The 22005-nt window shown below is 54.8% G+C and carries 15 protein-coding genes; 7 read left to right on the top strand and 8 right to left on the bottom strand.

Going from position 1 to position 22005, the window contains the following annotated elements:
* Positions 1-432: 432 nt before the first annotated feature.
* Positions 433-1203 (bottom strand): methyltransferase, encoded by a 771-nt coding sequence (locus K239x_RS05000; protein WP_419189691.1) that lies wholly within the window; start codon positions 1201-1203, stop codon positions 433-435.
* Between the two features lie 543 nt (positions 1204-1746).
* Here K239x_RS05000 and K239x_RS05005 point away from each other — a divergent pair.
* Positions 1747-2034, top strand: coding sequence for a hypothetical protein (locus K239x_RS05005; protein WP_145416567.1), 288 nt, complete (start codon positions 1747-1749; stop codon positions 2032-2034).
* Between the two features lie 95 nt (positions 2035-2129).
* On the opposite strand, the gene K239x_RS05010 is transcribed toward K239x_RS05005, so the two are convergent.
* From K239x_RS05010 to K239x_RS05020, 3 genes are all read right to left on the bottom strand, one after another.
* Positions 2130-3482 (bottom strand): DUF11 domain-containing protein, encoded by a 1353-nt coding sequence (locus tag K239x_RS05010; RefSeq protein WP_145416569.1) that lies wholly within the window; start codon positions 3480-3482, stop codon positions 2130-2132.
* Positions 3483-3547: 65 nt separating this feature from the next.
* On the bottom strand, positions 3548-4345 hold the full coding sequence (locus K239x_RS05015) for a hypothetical protein (protein ID WP_419189692.1): 798 nt from the start codon (positions 4343-4345) through the stop codon (positions 3548-3550).
* A 95-nt stretch (positions 4346-4440) separates the two neighbouring features.
* Positions 4441-5877, bottom strand: coding sequence for a hypothetical protein (locus K239x_RS05020; RefSeq protein ID WP_145416571.1), 1437 nt, complete (start codon positions 5875-5877; stop codon positions 4441-4443).
* A gap of 331 nt (positions 5878-6208) precedes the next feature.
* Between K239x_RS05020 and K239x_RS05025 the strand changes: the two genes are divergently transcribed.
* The 5 genes from K239x_RS05025 (at position 6209) to clpX (ending at position 11620) form a co-directional block, all read left to right on the top strand.
* On the top strand, positions 6209-7276 hold the full coding sequence (locus tag K239x_RS05025) for a hypothetical protein (RefSeq protein ID WP_145416573.1): 1068 nt from the start codon (positions 6209-6211) through the stop codon (positions 7274-7276).
* Positions 7277-7341: 65 nt separating this feature from the next.
* Complete coding sequence (locus K239x_RS05030; RefSeq protein ID WP_145416575.1) at positions 7342-8340, top strand: UbiA family prenyltransferase; 999 nt, start codon at positions 7342-7344, stop codon at positions 8338-8340.
* Positions 8337-9218 (top strand): TIM barrel protein, encoded by an 882-nt coding sequence (locus K239x_RS05035; protein WP_145416577.1) that lies wholly within the window; start codon positions 8337-8339, stop codon positions 9216-9218. The genes K239x_RS05030 and K239x_RS05035 overlap by 4 nt, the downstream gene beginning before the upstream one ends.
* A 329-nt stretch (positions 9219-9547) precedes the next feature.
* Positions 9548-9865, top strand: a complete 318-nt coding sequence (locus tag K239x_RS05040; RefSeq protein WP_145416579.1) for an SHOCT domain-containing protein — start codon at positions 9548-9550, stop codon at positions 9863-9865.
* Positions 9866-10336: 471 nt separating this feature from the next.
* Complete coding sequence (gene clpX / locus K239x_RS05045) at positions 10337-11620, top strand: ATP-dependent Clp protease ATP-binding subunit ClpX (RefSeq protein WP_145416581.1); 1284 nt, start codon at positions 10337-10339, stop codon at positions 11618-11620.
* 208 nt (positions 11621-11828) lie between these two features.
* Here clpX and K239x_RS05050 read toward each other — a convergent pair whose 3' ends face one another.
* Together K239x_RS05050 and K239x_RS05055 are read right to left on the bottom strand one after the other, a co-directional pair.
* Positions 11829-15497, bottom strand: a complete 3669-nt coding sequence (locus K239x_RS05050; RefSeq protein ID WP_145416583.1) for a DUF1553 domain-containing protein — start codon at positions 15495-15497, stop codon at positions 11829-11831.
* Between the two features lie 130 nt (positions 15498-15627).
* Positions 15628-17070, bottom strand: coding sequence for a DUF1501 domain-containing protein (locus tag K239x_RS05055; RefSeq protein ID WP_145416585.1), 1443 nt, complete (start codon positions 17068-17070; stop codon positions 15628-15630).
* A 228-nt stretch (positions 17071-17298) separates the two neighbouring features.
* Here K239x_RS05055 and K239x_RS05060 point away from each other — a divergent pair, with 228 nt between their 5' ends.
* Positions 17299-19566: a protein kinase domain-containing protein gene (locus tag K239x_RS05060; RefSeq protein ID WP_145416587.1), complete on the top strand. Its 2268-nt coding sequence runs from the start codon at positions 17299-17301 to the stop codon at positions 19564-19566.
* Positions 19567-19645: 79 nt separating this feature from the next.
* On the opposite strand, the gene K239x_RS05065 is transcribed toward K239x_RS05060, so the two are convergent.
* A complete protein-coding gene (locus K239x_RS05065; RefSeq protein WP_419189693.1) occupies positions 19646-20533 on the bottom strand; it encodes a hypothetical protein in 888 nt (295 codons plus the stop codon).
* A gap of 149 nt (positions 20534-20682) precedes the next feature.
* Positions 20683-21951 carry a beta-ketoacyl-ACP synthase II gene (fabF, locus tag K239x_RS05070; protein WP_145416589.1) on the bottom strand — a complete coding sequence of 423 codons (1269 nt, stop codon included), beginning with the start codon at positions 21949-21951 and terminating at the stop codon, positions 20683-20685.
* Between the last annotated feature and the right edge of the window lie 54 nt (positions 21952-22005).

A 22005-nucleotide genomic window follows, 5' to 3' on the forward strand; every position in this document is an offset into this window, starting at 1 on the left:
TGTGCAAGTCAAATCGCCATCGCTTTTTGAGTGGTTTTTGAAACTAATTTTGCTGCTTGACACCACTGTTCCCAACACCTAGGTCAGGCGTCTGCCACCGATGGGTTGGATTCACACCGTCAGTGGGTGACTGTGGTAAAACCCGTTTGCGATTCAAACCAATGTGCGGGGGCACGGCGCGTAGAGCCCACTCCACTGTGGAAATGCATTGCGGCACTAGCCGTCTGCTTTGGAGTTTGATCTTCCTTAGCGTTCAGTCGATGTCGCAAGGGTTTCTAGTCGGAGACAAGTTCGGGAGGCCGTTGAGCAACTTGATGACTAGGCCGGTGATCGCGCAACTTGGGGCGTCAACGATTCATGTTTTCCGTTCGAGGCCAAAAGTGATGGAATGAATGGACACTTTGTGGCAACTCACCACCCGGGCAGCTCAAATCAGGGTTTGGCTGTGGGTAGCTTCATCGGAATTCGTATTTCCACCAGCATGCCCGGCAAGAAGTCCTTGTCGAGTTCGTCAAGCTTGCGGTCGTCCAAGATTTTGAAATCGAATCCGCGCTGCTTAGCTTGATCTCTCAATCGGACGATCGCCGGTGCGTGTCCATACGCCAACAGGCATCGCCCTCCCGGATTCAGGTGCTTGGGCAATCCATCCAGTAGCGAGTCCATCAATTCAAAGTCGGGGTCGTAGAACGCATGGTCTGCCGGTTTCGCGATCTTTCCGTCTTCCCAGGGGGGATTGGAAATGATCAGATCAAATTTTTCTTTGTCCTTGATGACCGCAAAGGCGGTTGGCGCGTCAGTCGACACACTACGGACTTCTAATTCCATTTCTTCGGCAAGCATCGCAGCGTTGTAGCGCGCGTTCGCAACCGCTGCCGGATTGATGTCCGTTGCAACCACTGAATCGGCTCCGTTCTGAGCGCAGAGGATTGCGACCAGGCCGGTTCCCGTGCCAATTTCCAGCACGCTCCTTCCTGTACAAATCGAGTCGTCGACAATCAGCTTGCGAAGCGAAACGGTGTCGTCCGGTTCCCAAAAGACAGTGTCGAACTGAATGATTTCCCCGTGTTGTAGTTCTGGTAGGCTCCACGTTTGGACGACGTCATATGAATAGTCCAGGTCCTCGCGATGGCGAGTGCAGGATGACGTGACGCTTAGTAAGAAGCCCACTGCAAGTAAAACGCAAACGATGTTTCGTTGTTTCATTTTTTTCTCGTCGTCGACTCTTGTACTCGGTTTCGCAAACAAGCCTGGGTTTCGGTCCTGGTCAGGCACCTTCTGCATCGCTCGAACACTTTCGTCACTTGAAGGCGACAAAAAGCAGCGTAGCGAATCACGCGGGTGTTTTGTTGTTAGAGCAGTCCATCGTTCCTGTTCGTTGGGTTTGATGTCGCATCGGATCCACTGACTGCAACTTAATCCAATGGGAATATGGTTAGTCGCGTACCGTTTTTGATCTCTGTCAGAATCGTCGGCTGTCGCCATCAAAACCGATCACGGCGAGTTGCTCTGGCAATCGTCTGACTTTGCGTTCGCACACCACGTGTCCGACGATCGAAAGATCGGAGCGATTTTTTGTCGCCATTGCCGTTTGAGCTGCAAAACGTAACGAATTGCGGGACTGGGCAGATCAATGCTGATTGTTGCAGCGAGCCCTTGCTGGCTAATATCGGAACCTGGACAAACGTGCATGCGTCTAATGAGGGCAGAACGTGGGTTCGCCACGTCACTATCTATTGGAGAAGTTGTATGAGTTTAGTTCCTTTGTTGATCAATCTGGTTTGCGGCGCCGTAGGTGGAAATGGCGTCGCGGCCATTTTTAAGAACCTGAACCTGGGCACGCTCGGGAATTCGGTCGCTGGTGTTGTCGGTGGCGGAATCGGAGCAGGCGTCTTGGGGATGCTTGGTTTAGGTGGAGGAGGCGAAGGAACGCTGGACATAGCGAATCTTGTTGGCAGCATCGGCTCGGGCGGCGTCGGCGGCGGAGCGGTGTTGGCAGTGGTTGGCTTGATCAAGAACGCGATGGCCAAAGCCTAGTCTCTGCGGAGAGACAGCCATGAATAGCAAAAGGCCGAAGAGAAAAATCTCTTCGGCCTTTGTCAGTTGAAAATACTGCGATGTCGTGCAGACACTTAACGCATCTTGCAGCGGAATTCGATCAGCAGGCTCTCGCCTACTTTCAGCTCTTGAGAGAGCCGCCATTCCAATCGCAACGATTCGCTCGAGTTGGGGAACGCTTCGAAGTCCGCTTTCAAGTCGGTGGTTTGACTCTCGGCGACGTACTCCAAGCGAGACACCAAGTTGTCCGTGATGACGACGTTGTTGACGGTCGAATCACCGACATTTTGAACTCGAATCACAAAACCAACTTCCTCGCCGGGTTGAGCGTGAGCTTTGTCGGCCATCTTGATAATTCGCAGTCGGCCAGCATCTGGGAATTCATAAACGGTGAACGCTTCGACGCTGTCATCGCGAGTCAGAACGGGCGGCTTCATGTCCTCGATAGCGACTTGGACCGATTCGCCGATGGTCCAGGCAATGGCCGCGGAGGCATGTTCTTCCAAGAGAGCTTTTTGCTCGTCAAGCAACAAGTTCAATTCCAATGCGGAAATGGTCGTCATCATCTCCAGCACATTGCTTCTTTGGATCGGTGCCAGATCGCCTTCGACGCGGACGCCCCGATTGCGATCGCGAATGAAATCCAGCCGTTTGACCATGTCGGCGCGAGCCAATTCGGTAGTGTCTCGCATGACCAAACCAGGAAGGTCTTTGTTGATGCCTTCGGTACCCAGTGGTCGATCGACTTGATTCAGACCGGTTACTTTTTCGCCCGCGACGGCTCCGGTGATTTTGCGAATTGATGCAAATCGAGGCGAATAGACGCACACTCGATTACTGGGCTGGAATTTGATGTCGCCCGCTTCGCTGGTGTAATGAACCACCGTGTCTTCTGGCTGAAGCCCGTTGATTTGATCGTCGCGTGTCAGGCGTGCCTTGGGTTCGTGGTCGCCGCCGTCACAAATGAATTCTTGCGGATCGACTCCAAACGCATTCCATCCTTGTGGCACGTATTCCACGTATCCTTGCGGACCACAAGTTTGGCAATCACCGGTTTTAGGACCACATGCGCCCGAATTGCATGACTGGCATTCGCTGGCGTGTTGATTGGTATTGCAGTTTGCACCGCGATTCGCGAGGGCGCCGACGGCCACGCGAAGTGGTCCATTGGCAAACCCGACCGTTTCGACCGGCACGGATTGTTCAAACGCGACCTGCGTTACACCCGCAGCGGCAGGAGCCGAAAGTTCCACGTTCTGCTGCGCATCATTGGAGGCCTGCGGTGCGTGCAGCGAGGCCTGCGGTGCAATCAGCGGCGTCCCGAAAGAGCCAGGTCCCATTGCCGACGGATTGCTGGTTTGGCAGCCCACCAGAAACAGGCACACCAACGCGCAAACGGTCGTCGTTTCAAAGAATGAACGTTTCATAGTTCGTACTGTTGGGGTCGGGGCGAGTCGGTTCGTTTCGGAGCGGCTACAGAGGTCGCAAGTGACTACTGATACTCAACCGCTGTCGGTTGATCGTTTTCGGGCTGGAATATGGGGGCCCAAGACGGATAGCCAAAGTAAAATTCTGGCATGAGGGACGGAGCACGTGGAGGTGCTAGTGAACCAATGCGAATGATTGCGACAGCGCGCCCGAAGTGATCGGCCACGCCGAGTGCATCTTGATGTTCGCCAATGTCCATGACGTTGGCTTGGCGGTCGGTTTGCACCAGGGGAATGGCTGTTTGTGGATCTTCTAAGTAGACGACCCGGGTGACCAATTTTCCGTCCAGTGCGGCTTGCATGTCGATTTCGTCAATCTTCAGCACGATCGGATACGACGTCGCCAATCCATCGGGCGGATACATGCGATCGATCAGTTCGACCGTTGGATACAGTTCGGCGCCTTCGGCATTTGGGATTCCGGTGACGCGGAAACGATAAACACCGCCGATCAACAGTCCCGCCATCAAATTGGGTTCGCCGCGGGAGATCGCCGCGCCTTGAGGCAAGGCAAACATCGTTCCTTCGGGGCCAACGAATTTCACCGGTTGGTAGTAATTAGCGACCGGTCCACGTCGTGTCAGACGGGCTCGCCCGACAACGCCTGCCGGCATGTCAGCGCTATACAAAGCATGCTGTTGATCCGGTGGCAAAAAGTCCGAGGGATCCGCGGCACTGGCCGATGAGCACAGAAAGTAAGCCGCGACGCAGATCGCCAACAGCAGCCAAAGCCGGAGGGGGCGTTCGAATCGCCTCGTCGGTGTGATGGCTTTGGTGGTCGTTTTAGGGGCTTCGTTTGACATTGGCTTGCATGCGTTGTGTCATTTTTAAAATCAAAAAAACGCGGCCCATCGTTTTCGTTTGGGCCGCGTTTCGTTTTGTTTATCCGATGGCCACTCTACGGTTGGCAGTTCGGATCGACCGCTTGGCTACGGTGCTGGTAAAGTCCCCGTCCTGCTGGAACACCCGGGTGGATGTTCTGCTCGGTGATCTTCACGCGGCTAACCGGGTTGGGATAGCTGTATCCAGGTTGGTGCCGAACATCGATTCGCATTTTGTCGACCGGACGCGGAATGTGCATCGGTGTGTGGTTGCGAATCACGTGCTTGGTCAAGCCAGCAGGTGCACCCAAAGGAATGTGAGGTGGTCCAGGCAATCCGATCGGTGTTCCTGTGATGGGCATGCCATACTGAGGAGCGTTGACACCGGAGATCATGCCGGGCAGTTGCGGAGGAGTGGTTGAGCACCCTGGTCCGCCGCCCATTGGTCCGCCACAGCCTTCGGTCATCGCCGGAGCGAATGGAGCAGGCAAGCCAGCGATCGGAGGTCCCATCATTCCGCCGTTGGCACCCATGCCTAGGCGAGCAGTGCCGGGCATTTCGATGTCTTTGTCACCCAAGCGGATGATGGCAAGAATGGAACCGCGACGATCTGCTTCGACGATGGGATCGATGCCCGGATCAAGACGCGTGCTAACAAGCGTGTCGATGCCAGCCAAAGCAGGGCCTTGGAAGTCGGGATCTGGAAGGTAGATGACTTTGGTGACAAAGTTGCCAGTGACAACCTGGTCAAAGTCTTCTTCGGTGAATTGAATCGGAATTGAGTTGTGAGCGAGGTAAGCACCTGTACGAGGGTTGGCATAAGCCAGCTCGATGGTCGGGTACAGTTCGACGCCTTCGCGGTTCGGGATGTTCGTCAACTTCACACGGTACAACGCACCTTGTGGAAAGTTTTGACGAGCAGGCACGATCAACGGCTCACTGTCGAACATTCCGCTACCGGATTGATCGTAGCGAACTTGCATGCCTTCGGGACGACCGAACGTGACTTGCGCCGTCGTTGCTGGTCCGCCACCCATTCCCATGCCAGGCATCATGCCCGCATTGATGATGCCGCCGCCGGCGGGAATCTGACTGCCAACTCCGGGGTCGCCAAAGCAACCGCCGCCGTTGCATCCCTGACAGGCAGGTCCGCAACTGCTGAAGCCGACTTGCATGACACCGCTGTCGGATTTTTTGCTCATTGGCTGAGGAGCCGTGGCAAGTTTGACTGCGTCGCCACCAGGCATCGCCGACCCTGGCAGAGGAGCACTCGGCATGCCGAACTCACCGGATACTTTGTTGACGCCATACTGGCCAAAGTGAGGTTGGCCGGGCATTGGCGGGCGACCGCCGTACTGTTGTGGTCCCAAAACTCCGGGGCCAGGGCCTCCGACGCCAGGACCGGGCTGCATCATGTGCTGCTCAGGTGGCAGATTGTGACGTGTCGGTGCACAGCCAGTGGCAATCACTGCCACAGCCGCCAGCAGCGATAAATGAGTGATGAATCGTTTCATCTGTTGCCTCGTTCCCTTCGGTGGTGCTCGGCGTCCCACTCGCGTAGTTTGCGGTGACGGCGCCGGGTCTTAGGCTGGTTTGCTCTGTGTAAATCGGATCTAGCGAAGCCGATGAAATCTTGCGGGCGTCGATCTGAATGCAAACTCGGCCATCCGCCGGACCAATGATCCGGCTAGACGTGCCTGCATGCACTTCTTTACGATCCGCACGCTCGCGGGCAGACCGACTCCGTAGGAACTCATCGGCACTTACGACCTGTATCTTTGAAAAAATCGGCATAACCGGACCATGAAGATTCATCGGCATAGTTTTCCAACAAGCCAACGGTCCGTGAAACTCGCGTCGGTCGCGTTGCTAGCGATCTTTCTGACAAGTGATTTCCCGTTACTTGCCCAAGAAAACCCGCTCCAAGGCACGCCAGCGATCACGCAGTCGCCACCGCTGCAAAGCAACGAATCGACAATCGATGTCGCGACCGAAAAACCCTCCGGCGTGGCACTGGATTCAGAATTCGATCTGAATGGCGACTCGGAAAGCCAGCAAGTTGCTCAACAGGCCACTCAGGAAGCAGCCCAACAACTGATTCAGCAAGTCATCCACCGGTTGGCTTTTGGGCGACCGTTTGATGCCAAGATCCGTCATCGCATTTGGACAGCGGGACGCGAAATGGTCGGAGTGGGGACTTACGAACAGGCGGGCGGCGGAACCGGTCGGTTTAATATGCAAGTCACCATGCACGACGGTGATGGCAAACACACGTTGCAACAGATCAGCGATGGCCGCCTGGCTTGGACACGATCCGTGATTAGCGACAAGATTACTTTACGTCGCGTCGACGTCGGACGGCTAAACGAATGGGTTCGTGATGCTTCACGTCAAGAGAATACGTCACCTACGTATGTACCACCGAAATTGAAAGTCGGCGCGCTGACAGAGATGTTGGACATGATCCAACGCGACTACGATCTGAAAATGGGCAAAATCAGGTCCGCACCTCTGCTGGGCATCTCAGGCACACTCAGCAGTGAAGCCCGAAAGCGAACGCTTTTGGAAAGTGGTGCAAAGGACTGGCCTACCCTGTTGCCGACCCGGATCATGATCGCGATCGCTGCAGAGCCGCTTCCCAATACAAACTTTGGCCAAGGTTTGCCGGTCAGGATTGAGTTTTGGAGCGATCCAGTGATCGGGGACGATTCCAGTCAGCCAGATCATCCCGAAGGAAGACTGATTTCGCTCTTGGAAATCTATAGCGTCCGTGCCATTGATGCTCCGCCGGTCGAGCGGTTCCGATTCGAGACGCAGGACTATTCGATCAAGATCATCAACGAAACCGATCGCTACCTGCGACGCTACGGCGTGCGATTGACCGACAGTCAACGAAAACAACTACGTCGTTAACGGTTACAATGGATCGCACCCGTCCTCTCAAGTAGCTCGACTTCCTCTGGTGCCCATCTAGATCCTTGACCACTAGTTCCCTGACCTCTGATTCTCCTGTCCAGCCCCGATCATCCCTGGCCGCTTGGACACAGTTGGTGCGATTGCCCAACCTGTTCACTGTCTTGGCTGACGTCAGCGCTGCGTTCCTGTTGGTGGCTCACGGCCCATTTCCGTTGGGAAGGTTCGCCTGTGTGCTGATCGCTGGAGTATTGCTTTACTGGGCCGGCATGGTGCTCAATGACGTTTTTGACGTCGAGCGAGACCGTCAGGAACGACCGACACGCCCGATCCCTGCAGGTGACATTTCGATTTCCCAAGCCACGATCGCGGGCTGGACTTTGTTGATTGCCGGAATCGTGCTGGCGGCAGCTTCGGGTTTGATCTCGTCATCGCAGTTCGCCGTGACATGGCTGCCAGGTCTCGTTGCGCTGGTGTTGGCAGTCATGATTGTTTTGTACGACGGTCCACTGAAAAAAACACCGCTTGCACCCGCGGCAATGGGTAGCTGCCGTGTGCTCAGTTTTCTCCTGGGCGCTTCACCGTGCATCGCGATGGTTGCGGGCGAAGCACTTTTTCCTCAGCACGTGATGGCAATCGCCTTGGGATTTGGCGTGTACATCATGGGCATTACCACGATGGCGAGACGCGAAGCGGTGGGCGAAACCGGTGCCTGGGCTGGTTTGAACATTACAACCGGATTCGTCGTCATGTTGGTCGGGATGGGGATCATCGCGTTTGGCCCGAGTGTCTCCGGTGATCAAGTCAATTGGCGAATGGACCCGCACAATGCTTACCCGATACTGGTCGGGTTGATTTCGTTGCCGGTTGCTTTGCGGGCGCTGAAAATTCAGACCGCCCCGACACCCAAGAACATTCAGAACGCGATCCGCGCAGGCATCTTGTCGATTATTCCACTTGCATCGGCGGTGGCGTTGCTGGGAGCGGGACGCATTGCAGCGATCTGTGTGTTTGCATTAGTGGTTCCCGCCATCATCTTGGCCAAACGATTGCGAGTCACATGAGTCTTGGTTTTCACACGGTTAGTTTATTGCTGCACGACGAAACGACGGCAGTAAAAGAGCTGGCGGCCATGGGATATACGTCCGTGGCAATTCGTCCTCGGCTAAGTGGTCTGAATCCCTACGCCAAGCACGTTGTCGAAAGCATGCAGTGTTTTGGTGATGCGGCGAAACGCTTGGACGTCCAAGTCGTCTTGGAGACACAGGCACCCTTCTTGTGCGATGCCAGCTTGGCGAGTGCCGACATTGGCGAATCGGCGAAGGCGAAAGCCTGGATTGATATTTGCATGCAGGTCGCACGCGATTACATCAGCGACGACGTGATCTTGGTCATCGAATCTGGCAAGAGCAACACGTCGGCCGACACGGGCGGACTAAGTAAGGACGCAGGCACCGGGATCGAACTGGCGGGCGGTAAGTCTGCGGACGAAGAACCGCTGGAGCGTTTGGCTTTTCAAATCGATACGTTGCTTCGGCAAGCTGACAGCCGCGGATTGCGATTGGCGATTCGTCCTCGCACAGGAAATGTGATCGCAAAAGTCACTCATTTTCAGCGGCTATGCCAATGGCTCGGTGGGCCACATCGTCTGTACTTGGCTGCCGACACGGCCCAGATGATGATCGGTGGCGAGTTTCCGATCGGTGAACGATTGGCACTCAACGCGTCCGAACTGGCTTGTGTGTTTTTAACCGATCCTGAAACCACGTCTGTAGCGTCTCGTAATGCGGCAAGCGTGTCCGATCTGCCTGGACGGGTCGATCTCAGTCGAGTGGTTCAGTCGATTCGGCGGCAAGAGATTCTGGTTCCAATGATCGTGCAGATCGACGGGCAGAGCGAGCGAGGTTTAGAGATCGCGCGCGAAGCTTGGGCAAAGCTCTAGGTTCTTCTGGCTGCTGGGACTTGTCTGTTATCGGGAATGTCTACCGATGCGGCCGAGCCGTTGTCAGGTCACGGGGAGCCTTGTTCAGGGGCGTTTCATCCGTGAAACACGAAAAAAGCGGGGTTTCGGGTTCTCAAAGCTGGACCACGCTTACTGGACACCCCTATCATTCGTTTATCAGCCAAAGCAAGTAAGCGACATATTCCGCAGAATGCTCTTGGTCGAAACGTCGCCGAGGATCAAACTATCTCCCGCTGTCACGAGACAAACAAGACTTTGCAACGCACATTGAATCGACCGCTTGCCAACCGCTTCTCTGACACCGGGTTATGCGTGATTTATTAGATGACCCAATGGTCGTAGCTGCGGGCGCCTTTTTGGTCATTGCCGGTGGATGCGCGATTGTGTTTTATGTCGCGCGAAGTTTGCGCGACTCTGCCGACGAAGACCAGCAAGACGCCGAACAGATGCTTGCAAACTTGAAAGAAATGCATCTGCGAGGTGACATCACCGACGAAGAATTCCGAGTAATAAAACTAGCAAACCAGACTCACACCCAAGCCAAGGCAAACGACCTGACCTCTTCTGATCACTCAGAAGACCAAACCGAATCAACCAACGACTCTGACGAACCAACGCAAAACTGAATCAGCCGGCTCCAACTTATTCCGGCCACGTTCCTTCCCAAGTTTGGCTTCACCTAGTCACGTTGTGCACTCAATCGGTTCGGCGGTCGGATTGACGACGCTTGAATGTGAAAAACGGCGAACTACCTATTTCTGAATCGCTGCCCTCCCAACACTACGGGCCACGGCTTCGGAAAAACCGATACCACTTTGTTTTGATTTTATAAACCACGATCAGCTCGAGCTTTCGAGGATAAGGATGTTCCATCCCGGTCGCACCTCCCGCTCTGAAGGCGATGTCTAGCACACTGTGTTAGCCCTCTTCTTCAAAGCATACGCGAACTGGGAAAGCATTCGAGCAGTGGCCCGAACCGTAGCGCGGCAATGTGTCTCGTGTTTGGTTTCGGTAAGTGTGCGAACAGCAATGTTCATGAAGTCACACGGACCGATGTCCAACACAGGATTGTCATTGCTGTTAATCAGGAGTCGCGTATGCCCTCGAAAGATACCCCCAGCTCACGCCGCAGCAGTGGCACATCCAACAAAAAGAACGCCTTTTGTTCGTTCTGTCGAAAAAGTTATCGCGACGTCGGACCCTTGGTCGAAGGCCCTGGCGATGTCTACATCTGCAACGAGTGTATCGAGCTATGCCAGTCGATCTTGGATCAAGAATCCAAGCGACGTGGCCCAAGTAAGTCGTTGTTTGGCGAAATCCCTGCTCCCAGGGAAATCGTCGAGCATCTTGATGAGTATGTGATTGGACAAGGGTCCGCCAAGCGTGTCTTGGCGGTTGCCGTTCACAATCACTACAAACGCCTGACCAGTGAATGGGACGGCGGTGGCGAGGTCGAAATCGAAAAGAGCAATATTCTGCTAGCTGGCCCAACGGGTAGCGGAAAAACATTGCTTGCTCGATCACTTGCCCGAATGCTGAATGTTCCCTTTGCAATCGGTGATGCGACGACTCTGACCGAAGCGGGTTATGTTGGCGAAGACGTTGAGAACTTGTTGCTGAAACTGTTGCATGCGGCTGACTTTGATGTCGAAGCGGCACAGCGAGGCATCTTGTATATCGACGAGGTCGACAAGATCGGAAAGACAAGTGCCAATGTCTCGATCACCCGTGATGTCTCAGGCGAAGGGGTTCAGCAGAGTTTGCTGAAAATGTTGGAAGGCACTGTTGCAAATGTTCCTCCGCAAGGCGGACGGAAACATCCTGAGCAGCAGTACATCCAATTGGACACGAGCAATATCTTGTTCATCGTAGGCGGTACCTTCGTCGGCATCGAAGAAATCATCCGTAAACGACTTGGACATAAAACGCTCGGTTTCGGCGGCGGTATGGGTGACAGAAATGAGCAGTCCACCGCGGAATTACTGGCTCAAGTGCAAACCGAAGACATCCTGCAGTTCGGATTGATCCCTGAACTTGTCGGACGTTTGCCTGTGGTCAGCTATCTGCAACCATTGGACGAAGACGGATTGGTCAATGTGATGACGGAGCCTAAAAACTCGCTCACCAAACAGTACCAAGCTCTCTTTGCTATGGAGAACTGCGAGTTGAAGTTCACCGATGGCGCACTCCATCAGATCGCTGCGAGAGCACTCGAAAAGGGCGTCGGTGCCCGAGGGCTTCGCGGGATCTTGGAAGAAGTCATGCTGGACATCATGTACGACCTCCCTGACCAAGAAGAGGGAACGGTTTACACCATTGACGAGAGCGTTGTCCTGGGATCGCGCAAGCTATTTCAGATGCCTACCACCAAGAGTGCGTAAACAGGCGACGACCAGCTGACGACTTAAACAAAAACGCCGCAGTCACAATTTGTGACTGCGGCGTTTTTTGTGATGGTGCTGCAGCGCCGATGGCAGGATCCGACGATTTGACCTGCCAAACACGCTCCGTTTGATACACCGGGTGTGACGCGTCGGACAACGTGGTTGCCTTGTCCGACTCTCGCATTTTAGATCGAAAATTCGACGATCAATACCTCGTGATCGTCTCGTGCAAATTCAAAATCACTCGGCAGACCTGTGCCAACGCGGCGTGCTGGATTGGATCGGCTGGACGATACGCTGACTTTCTATCGACGGCCAGCGTCTTGTTCATGTCTTCGGAGTTGTTCTTGAAATACTCCGTCTGCGTCTGAAACAACTTGCTCAGTGCATCGCGTTCGACGTCGCTCGGCGACCGCGACAGCGCAATCAGGAACGCTTGATCAAGTAGGTCGTCGAATTCGCCATCGGCGTTTTCACGTAGCAGACGATTGGCCATTGCCACGGCGGCTTCGACGAACTGCGGGTCGTTCAATAGCGTCAACGCCTGCTGCGGGCTATTGCTTTGCGTCCGATCAGCCGAACATTCGTCCCGCGCGGGGGCGTCAAAGTTGACCAGCATGGGATGCAAGAACGTTCGCTGCCAGTGCATGTAGACACCACGCCGATACTGACGCCCGTCGGATGTGTTCTTGTATTTTCGACTAGGGAATTGCAGGTTGGAGTAGTGACCAGCGGGCTGATACGGTTGGAAACTCGGTCCGCCGATGTAGTCGGCTTGCAGCAACCCCGAAATCGCCAAGGCGTTGTCACGCACCAGTTCTGCCGGTAAACGGCGGGCGGACTGTTGGGCCAACATGCGGTTGTAGGGGTCAAGGTCGCGTAAGTCGTCGCGTACCGCGGCGGCTTGACGATACGTGCGGCTCATCACGATCTTGCGCACCACGTGTTTGACATCCCAGCCGCTGTCGACAAATTCCGAAGCCAACCAGTCCAGCAACAGCGGATGACTTGGCCATTCGCCTTGATTGCCAAGGTCGTCCAAGATTCCAGACAGACCCGCACCGAAAAACTGTTTCCAAAGTCGATTGACGAAGTGACGTGACGTCAGCGGATTTTCTCTCGAAACGATCCAGTTGGCCAAGTCCAATCGACTTAGTCGCTCGTCGGTATCGTGCTTAGGTTTAGGAAGGAAATCAGGAAAACTGGGAGGCGCAAGGTCGCCGTTTGTGTCCAGCCAGTTGCCGCGTGGCAAAATTCGGCTAACCGGAATCTGATCCTTCGGTAGCGGTTGTGATACCAGCGTCATTTCCATTCCCGAATGCAACGCGAGGATGCGATCACGGTATGCCGTCGCGGTGGCGGATTGCTTCGCAAACGATGTTGTCGAGAGGTGAAAACCACCAACCAAAGCAGCCTTGTCCGTCTGCGAAAGTTCATTGCTGGGTTTGCGAAGCGATTCGGAGAGCTGGGCGGACGCGGCGTCCCAGCCGGCGATTGCATGCCCAACTGGTGTGACCGAAAGTCGAACGCGTCCTACGTCTCCGCTTTGGATCAGCACCACCAGACGTTCGTCTGCTTTGATCGATACCGGCTGGTCCAGATGGTAGACAGCTGTGTGGAGCATTTTGTTTTCGTCCGACGGTAGTTGCCATCGTTCTGGACCGCTCTGCCACTTGTCGCCCAACGTCAGCGGCGGACGGCCATTGCTGTAACTAGGTGGATCCCTCCGGTCGGCTTCGGACCAAGCAAAATTCAGCGGACTCGTCGACTCGGGCGAGACTTGGTCGGGCACGCTTACGGTCGTTGTCGGTTTGGGTGTGGCTGGATGGGCAACGTGAAGTGTTTTGCGGTTGTCATCCAACAGAACCAGCTCGAATCCCTTCAGCCGTTGCAAGTAGTTGCCATCGGTGCGACTCCACACCACGATCTTTTCGATCTTCTGCTGGCTCCCCAAGTCGACTTCCCACCAAGGATCTGATCCGTCCAGGCTGGTGTGCGTCACCGATTTGGATTTGTAGTAATCGCCGTCGGTAACACCGTCGATGGCAAGTTCCGCTCGAGCAGCCGATTTGTAGTTGGTCGACTGCGACGCTTTGCCTTGGAGAGCAGTGTTTTTCAGAGAGCCGTTGTCGTCTTTGACAAAGACTTGCAATTCGGCAAGGGACAAGATTTTCTTTGCACCTTTTAGCTGGACGCGGACATAGCGAGGACGGTTTGCGACCTTCTTGGCCTTGGCCTGCTTCACACTTTCGATGCTGGCTGACAAGCCTAATGTGAATCGTCCGTCATCGGCGCGGCCGATGAAACCATCGTTTTTGTCGTCCGGTAACACTTCCAAGCGAATGGCGTTGATCGTTGTCGGAGCCTGGTACTCGGTCACGATGCGAATGGTTTCGTCGGAATCGCCTTTGCCTGTCAGAAGAACGCTGCCGTCCGCCAGGACTTTGGAGTTGGTTTTTTCAGCCGTCGTCACGTCGGTTACGTTGGCCGGAATCCATCCGTTGGGATATTGCTGCAGCGTTTGGGTCAGCGATTTTGCCCACAAACGAAACTCGTCGGATTCGATCGTCTGGCTGCCTAATTCGGCGAGCAGTTTAGCGCTGCGTTCGTTCTGTAGATACCGGATCTCTGCCTTTGACGCGGGGCTTTCGACTCGCATCTCGGGTGGGAAGGGATAATTGTTGTTGAACCCAGCCAAGTCTGGATTCGGTGTGTACCCGTAGGATGAATAAACGCCCCACTGACGTAGATCGTCAAAGAACGCACCGAACGAATAAAAGTCTTTGATCGAAAACGGATCGTATTTGTGGTTGTGGCATTCGCAACAGGCCAACGTCGACCCGAGCCAAGCGGTGCCGAGGGTTCGGACGCGATCGGCTTTGTACTTGGCCAGATATTCGCCCGGTTGCGCGCCGCCTTCGCGAGTGACCATGTTCAGCCGCAGCGCGCCTGTCGCAGTCAGTTGCTCCGGCGTTGGATCCGGCAACAGATCGCCTGCAATTTGTTCGCGTGTGAAAACGTCAAAGGGTTTGTTCTTGTTGAACGAATCGATCACATAGGTTCGGTAGGGCGCATTTCGTAAGTTTTGGTCGCCGTGAAAACCAACGGTGTCGGCAAACCGAACGGCATCCAGCCACGAACTCGCCATCCGTTCGCCATAGTGTGGAGATTCTAAGAGACGCTCGACTTGTTTTTCGTAAGCGTTGTCGGAAGTGTCGGCGACGAACGATTTTAGTTCCTGGACCGTTGGTGGCAGTCCTGTCAGATCCAAGCTCAACCGTCGTAGCAAGGTCGACTTTTCGGCCAGGGGCGCGGGGGCGATATCGTTGGCTTCCAGTTTGGCCAAGACAAACGCGTCGATCTCATTGGCTACTTTGTCTGCGTGCTTGCTCAGCGAAGGTAGGCCGGTTTGAAGGATTGGCGCGTACGACCAGTGCTGTTCGTATTTGGCCCCTTGCTGAATCCATCGATGGAAGAGTGCTTTGTCGTAGTCGGTCAAATGATGGCGAAACTCTTCGGGCGGCATCTGTTCGCCATCGCTTTCGCCGATGATTCGCAAATAGACTTCCGATGCCATTGGGTCGCCGGGAACGATGCCGACGAGATCATCGTCTGACGGCAGTTTGCTGGTTGCCGACGCGAACGAATCGATGCGAAATTCGCTCTCGTTGTCTTCTTCGTCGGGACCATGGCACGTGAAGCACGTGTTGGACATCAGCGGACGAATGTGTGCATTGAAGCTGACCGTTTCAGGCAGCGTCTTTTCTACTGACTTTGATACTAGTGTTCCGGCTTCTTCAGATCGGCTTGGCACCACCAACCAGCAAGCGGAAATAACGATCGCCAAACAAAGTGTTGTTGCTTTATGAATCATGTTTTGATGAAAACGGTAAGGTTATTTGAGCGGCGATATGTCGCGCTGATCCACCACTAGCGGGTGCTAAATGGCGGTTTGGGGGGAAAGTTGTGCTGTGTCGTACGATGGAATGGATCTCAGCAGGTCGTTAAGCCAAGATGTCTTTGACCACTCGAGAAGGTTCGACGCCGGTGAGTTTCAAATCGAGGCCTTGGAATTGAACCCGTAGCTTTTCATGGTCGACGCCAAAAAGGTGCAGCATGGTGGCGTGCAGGTCGTGAACCGAAACGGTGTTTTCGACGCTGCGGTATCCCAGTTCGTCGGTGGCACCGTACGTCATGCCGGATTTGACACCACCACCGGCCATCCAAATGCTGAACGCATTGATGTGGTGGTCACGCCCGGAACCTTGCGCCATTGGTGTTCGACCAAACTCGCCGCCCCAAATTACCAGCGTGTCTTCGAGCATGCCGCGATCTTTGAGGTCTTGGACCAAAGCCGCTGTGGGTTGGTCGGTGGCTTTTGCCGAAGTCGTAAAGTTGGGGATCAAGTTGCTGTGGTGATCCCAACCCCGATGGTAAAGCTGAACGAAACGCACGCCTCGCTCCAGCAATCGACGCGCGAGCAAGCAGTTGGAAGCGTAGGATCCGTCGCCAGGTTTTTTGACACCGTAGGCTTCCAGCGTTTGCTTTGATTCCTGCGTCATGTCGGTCAATTCCGGAACGGCCGACTGCATTTTAAACGCCATTTCGTACTGGGCGATTCGCGTATCGATTTCCGGATCGGAGTGCTGCTGCGCCAACATGCCGTTAAGCCGTTGGACTTCGTCGATGACTTGTCGCTGCGTGGATTGGCAAACACCATCGGGGTTTCCGATGTAGTGCACCGGTGCACCGCTGGATTGAAACGCGACGCCTTGGAATTTGCTAGGCAAGAATCCTGCGCTCCACTGCCGTGCAGAAACCGGTTGGGCGCCGGGGCCGGACGAAGTCATCACTACGTAGCCAGGCAGATTGGCGGTCTCCGCCCCCAATCCGTACAGCAACCAGGAACCCATGCACGGACGGCCTTTGATGATCGACCCACTGTTCATAAATGCGTGGGCTGTGTCGTGATTGATTTGCTCGGTGGTCATGGACCGAACCACGCACAGGTCGTCGGCCAGCTTGCCGGTATGCGGGAACAGTTCTGACATTTCAATGCCCGATTCGCCCCATTTTTTGAATTTGACGAACGATTTTCGAGCCTTCAGTTCCGTGTTCTGGAGCTGTGCCAGTTGTTGGCCTTCGGTAAAAGATGACGGAAAAGCTTGGCCGTCAATTCGATCTAGTTCTGGTTTGGGGTCCAGTGATTCAACATGCGACGGTCCACCTGCCATGCAGAGGTGAACAATCCGCTTGGCTTTGGGGGCATGATTGGGGAATCCCGGTAGCGTTGGCCAGGGATGTGCTGGACCATCGCTTGCCGCAGCGAGTGGTTTGTCGCCGAGCAGAGACGCCAGGGCGAACGACCCAATTCCAGCAAAGGACCGTGACAAAAAGGTGCGTCTGGCCCAGTCTGTTTTTAGCCGATCGAAATTTTGTGGTTGCATGATTGTTTTTGACGAAAAAGTAGCTCAAACGTTGGTGATCTAGTCTTAGTCTAACCGGATTTGCTCGAAAATGCGGGTGGGAATTCGCAATGAATGCGGCGACGACGGATCCCCCCCGAGCCGATTCTGGATTCCGTGCGTAATGCCCAAGATTCGTTGTCTGGATTAGAATAAACGACTGATGCGGACTCCCTTCGCACAGCCATTTTTTTTCAAAGCTGGTGCCTCATGCGTAGCCTGTTAGACACGATTGATGACGATGGTTCGCTGGCGAAACGCCTGGCCGAAATGCCTGCGGACGCGAAAACGATTACGTTGGCCATTTCGCAGTTTCGTAATACGCTGCAGCATCCCTCGTGGGCGGACGATGAACAGCTCCCGCTCTTTAGCGAAGTGGACACCGATTCGCTGAACGAAACAATTGATGGTGGACCGATCGAGGGTGCCAAGCCCATCGATGACGGCTTTGTACCGCCGCGACGAATTCGATCGCTCAATGATGCTGCCAACGATGACGACGATGATGTTGAGTATCGATTGATTGGCAAACTTGGAAGCGGCGGAACGGGGATCGTCTACCAAGCCCATCAAAGGGCGATCGATCGTGAAGTCGCGATCAAAGTGCTGCGAAGCGAGTTGGCAGCCGATCCATCAAGTCGTTCGCGATTTTTGGCCGAAGCTCGCGTGATCGGTGCGTTGGATCACCCCAATGTGATCGCGTTGCATGATTTATGTATCGATGACAAAGGGCAGCTTTTTTATGCGATGAAACGCATCGATGGGACCAGCTGGGATCTGCAAATCGATGAGATGGATGTTGAGAAGAATCTCAGTATCTTGCTGCGTGTCGCCGATGCGATCCGCTACGCGCATTCACAAGGTTGGATTCACCGCGATTTGAAACCAGAGAACGTGATGTTGGGGCGGTTCGGCGAAGTCTTGGTGGCTGACTGGGGATTGGCCGTGAATTGTTTTCCTCACCAAGAGCATCGCGAGCACTTAGTCGCGCAAGCCAGCTCGGCAATTGGTGGGACGCCAGCTTACATGTCGCCGGAATTGGCAAGCGGGAATGTCGCGTCGCTCGGTTTTGCGACAGATGTGTATTTGCTTGGCGCCATTTTGTATCAGATCCTTTCGGGCCATCCGCCGCATCACGGCAGCAATTTGCTGGACTGCATTCAAGCGGCGGCGCGAAATGACATCCGTTCGACGGATGCGCAAGGTGAGTTGGTTGACGTCGCGTTGCGTGCGATGGCAACACGTCCCGAAGACCGTTACGCGTCGGTCGAAGATTTCGTCGCCGCGATCGAAATCCGGAGAACTCACGAAGAAAGCGAACGATTGGTGCGGCGTGCAAAGCGTCGCGCGTGGGATACGCCGCCTGAGGATTCGGACGATCCCTACGAAAAACTCGGTAGCGCGATCACGCTGACCAACGAGGCCATGGAGCTTTGGCCAGAAAACCGACGCGCCGCCGAAACGCTTCGTCGATTGCAAGTTGATTTTGCACGAATTGCTGCCAATCAGGGTGACTTGGATTTGTCGATTCGACTTTATGAATCGGCGGGGGAAGGCGAAAGCGAAGCCGCTGCTCGGATACGCGCCGATCGTGACCGTCGCGATAAAGCACGAGAGAATCAGGCGAAATTTTCGGCACTGTTTACTTTCTCGCCAGAAGCTGGGTTGTTGATTCGCTGGTCCGACAAAGTGGTGATCGAAGTCAACGATGCTTGTACGGAATTGTTGGGCTACGAAAAAGAAGAGCTCGTCGGTCAGGTTATCTCGAAGTTGACGATATGGGCGTGTCCGAGTCGCCGGCAGATCTTCGTCGAAGAATTGGCAAAGAACGGACGCATCGACAATTTTGAAACGCAGTTTTTGCATCGTTGCGCAACGATGCAAGATCCCGAGTGCGAAAAGTTCGCGTTGAACAAGCAGCGGACAGCCGATGGTGCAGAGTTGAGTGGCGCAGAGTCAGACGGTGTGGGACCGGACGGAATGATGCCCGAAGGGATCATGATCGCACAGCCAATCGATGTTCTGATCAGCGCCCGCACGGTCGAAGTCGGCGGCGAAGAGATGCTGCTTTCGACGATCCGTGATATTTCAAAGCGTCGTGAAATCGAGCGGGATCTCGAGCAGAGTCGTCAAAGACTGAAAGATCTCCAGCGTTTGGCCGGGCTAGGTACATGGTCCTACGACCCCGTTGCGGACGAAATTCGATGGTCCAGCGAAACGTACCGCATCACTGGCCGCGACCCCGCAAAAGGGGCGCCCAGCCTGAGGGAGTTGATGAATCTTGTCCATCCCGATGATCGTTTGATACTAAATGACGCGATTACCATGGCGATGCAAAACGGAGCGTCATATCAAATTCGTTTCCGGCAGAAAGACGACACGGGCGTCTATCGGAATTTGTTGGCTCGTGGCCAAGGTGACGTAAACGAGTTCGGTCAAACAGTAGACCTCTACGGCGTCCTGATGCCTGCACGGTAGTGTCAAGCTGCCGCTATTGAACGCCTGCTTTGTTTGAAGCCCTAGGTCGTTGGCGGTCCAGTTCCTGTGCCAATGGATTTCACTCCGGCAATTCCGGTAGCTTGAAGTTCGGTTTGTCTTTGTTTTTTTCGTAGAACCGTGTGATGTCCATTCCGCCGCGACGCTCGTCGTCAAGGATCTTCAGTCGAGCTTCGACTCGTTCGACACGGCGCAACAGTTGCGGGATTATCTCGCTTGTTTCATCGGCGGGAATGGGACGTGGCACTTTGGGATAGCCTAAGTGCCGCTGGACAGCGCTGAATAAGAACAACGGATCTTTGCGACGATTGGCAAACGCAATGCGGCCTTCTTTGTCGCCAAACAGAAACGGACCTTTGTCTTCGATCGACTGCCCTGCTTCGATCATGCGCCGCTTGTATTCTTCGCTCGCCAAAAATATCAAATCGGCGAAATCGACCAGGCCGACTTGCGCACGTAGATTCAAAATCCACTTGGTCCATTCATCGTTGTAGAGCGGATCGTTGCTCATCGCTGCCAGCCCGCGATCGTAGCTAAGCCGGTTGCGACAGAGGGCCTCGAATTGAAAAAAGAACATGCCCTCCGGTGTGACCGAATCGAGCCGATACTTGGCGTCGGCTTCTAAAATTTGCAACGCCGTGCTCATCATGAAGCGGCCCGTATCCGCTTCGGACTCTCGGATCAGATACGTCTGGAAATCAGTGAAATAATGCCTGAGTTTGTACATCGCAGGAGCGAGCAAACCGGAGTGCTTTACTTCCGTCAGCAGATAGTCCATCGCCATTGGAAGCTTCGTCGTAATCAAAATTTCATGACGCAGCTCGTCCAGTAGTTCCTGGATCGGCATCGACTCTTGTCCGCGCTGACGTAGGAGGCCGTACAAGTGAGCTTGTTCGACGTATTCGTCTCTTGGGAGCAGGTTGGGCGAAGCTGGTTCTGGGTTGGACATGTACTTATCCTAACCGATCACTGTCACTGCGAGACTGACGGCACGCCGATGACGGGGGATTGATTGCCAGTCGGCGTTCACCGGTTGGTCACCCGTTCGCAAATGAGGCGAGGCCAAATTTGCGAACAGAACGATATGCCAAAATCGAATTAACCGTCGTACCGGCCAAAGACGATACACGCGTTGTGGCCGCCGAAACCAAAGCTGTTGCTCATGGCGATCTTCACATCCAACTCTTTCGCTTCGTTGGGCGTGTAATCCAAGTCGCAGGCCGGATCGGGAGTGTGAAGGTTGATCGTCGGTGCGATCAGCGACGTTTGCAGCGATTTGCTCAGAATCACCGCTTCGATACCACCGCTGGCACCGAGAGAGTGGCCTAACGCACCCTTGGTGCTGCTGATTGCCACGCTCTTGGCATGTTCGCCAAACACTCGCTTGATTGCCTGCGTCTCTGCTTTGTCACCCAACGGCGTGCTTGTGCCGTGGGCGTTGATGTAGTCGACATCGCTTGGGTCGACGCCAGCGTCATCGATGGCCGCCTGCATCGCTGCAGCAGCGCCGGTGCCTTCTGGATCGGGTGCTGTGATGTGACCGGCGTCGCTGGTCGTGCCGTAGCCGAGCACTTCGGCGTAGATTTTTGCACCGCGTGCTTTGGCGTGCTCCAGTTCTTCAAAGACCAAAACGCCCGCGCCTTCGCCGAGTACAAATCCGTCACGATTCGCGTCGAACGGGCGACTCGCTTTGGCGGGATCATCGTTGCGGGTCGAAAGCGCTTTCATGTTTTGGAAAGCTGCCAGTCCCATCCGCGTGATCGCCGCTTCGCTGCCGCCGGTGATGACCAAGTCGGTTTCGCCAAGGCGAATGCTACGCAGGGCATCGCCCTGAGCATTGGTGGCACTGGCACAGGCGGTTGCTACCGCGTAGTTAGGACCTTTCAGTCCATAGGTGATTGAGATGTTTCCGCCTGCGGCGTTGACCATCATCTTGGGGACGGTGAACGGGCTGACGCGGTCGGGCCCCTTGGTCAGCATGCGTTCGATTTGATTTTCGATCTCCATCAGACCGCCGATGCCACTACCGAGAATCACTCCGCACTTGGTTCGATCGATGCCATCGAAATTCAAGCCAGCGTCGGCGATTGCTTGTCCGCCCGCGTGCACTGCGAACTGGGTAAAACGATCGAGCCGCTTGGCATCCTTGGCCGAAACGTAATCGGCGGTATCGAAATCGGGGATGTCACCGCCGAAGTGAACTTTGTATTTGGTCGTGTCCAAAGTCGTCAGGTCGTGAATGCCGCTTTCGCCCGCAATCAGACGTTTCCAAAAGCTATCGACATCGACAGCCAACGGTGTGACAACGCCAACGCCGGTAACGACAATTCTTCGTTGGTTGTTTTTTGCTTGGTTACCGTCTGCCATCAGACTGTCCTCGGGATCTTTATCTATGGGGGTGATCGCAAAACACGCTTGCGT

Origin of the sequence: Stieleria marina (genome assembly GCA_007741555.1) — a bacterium.
Lineage (GTDB): Bacteria > Planctomycetota > Planctomycetia > Pirellulales > Pirellulaceae > K23-9.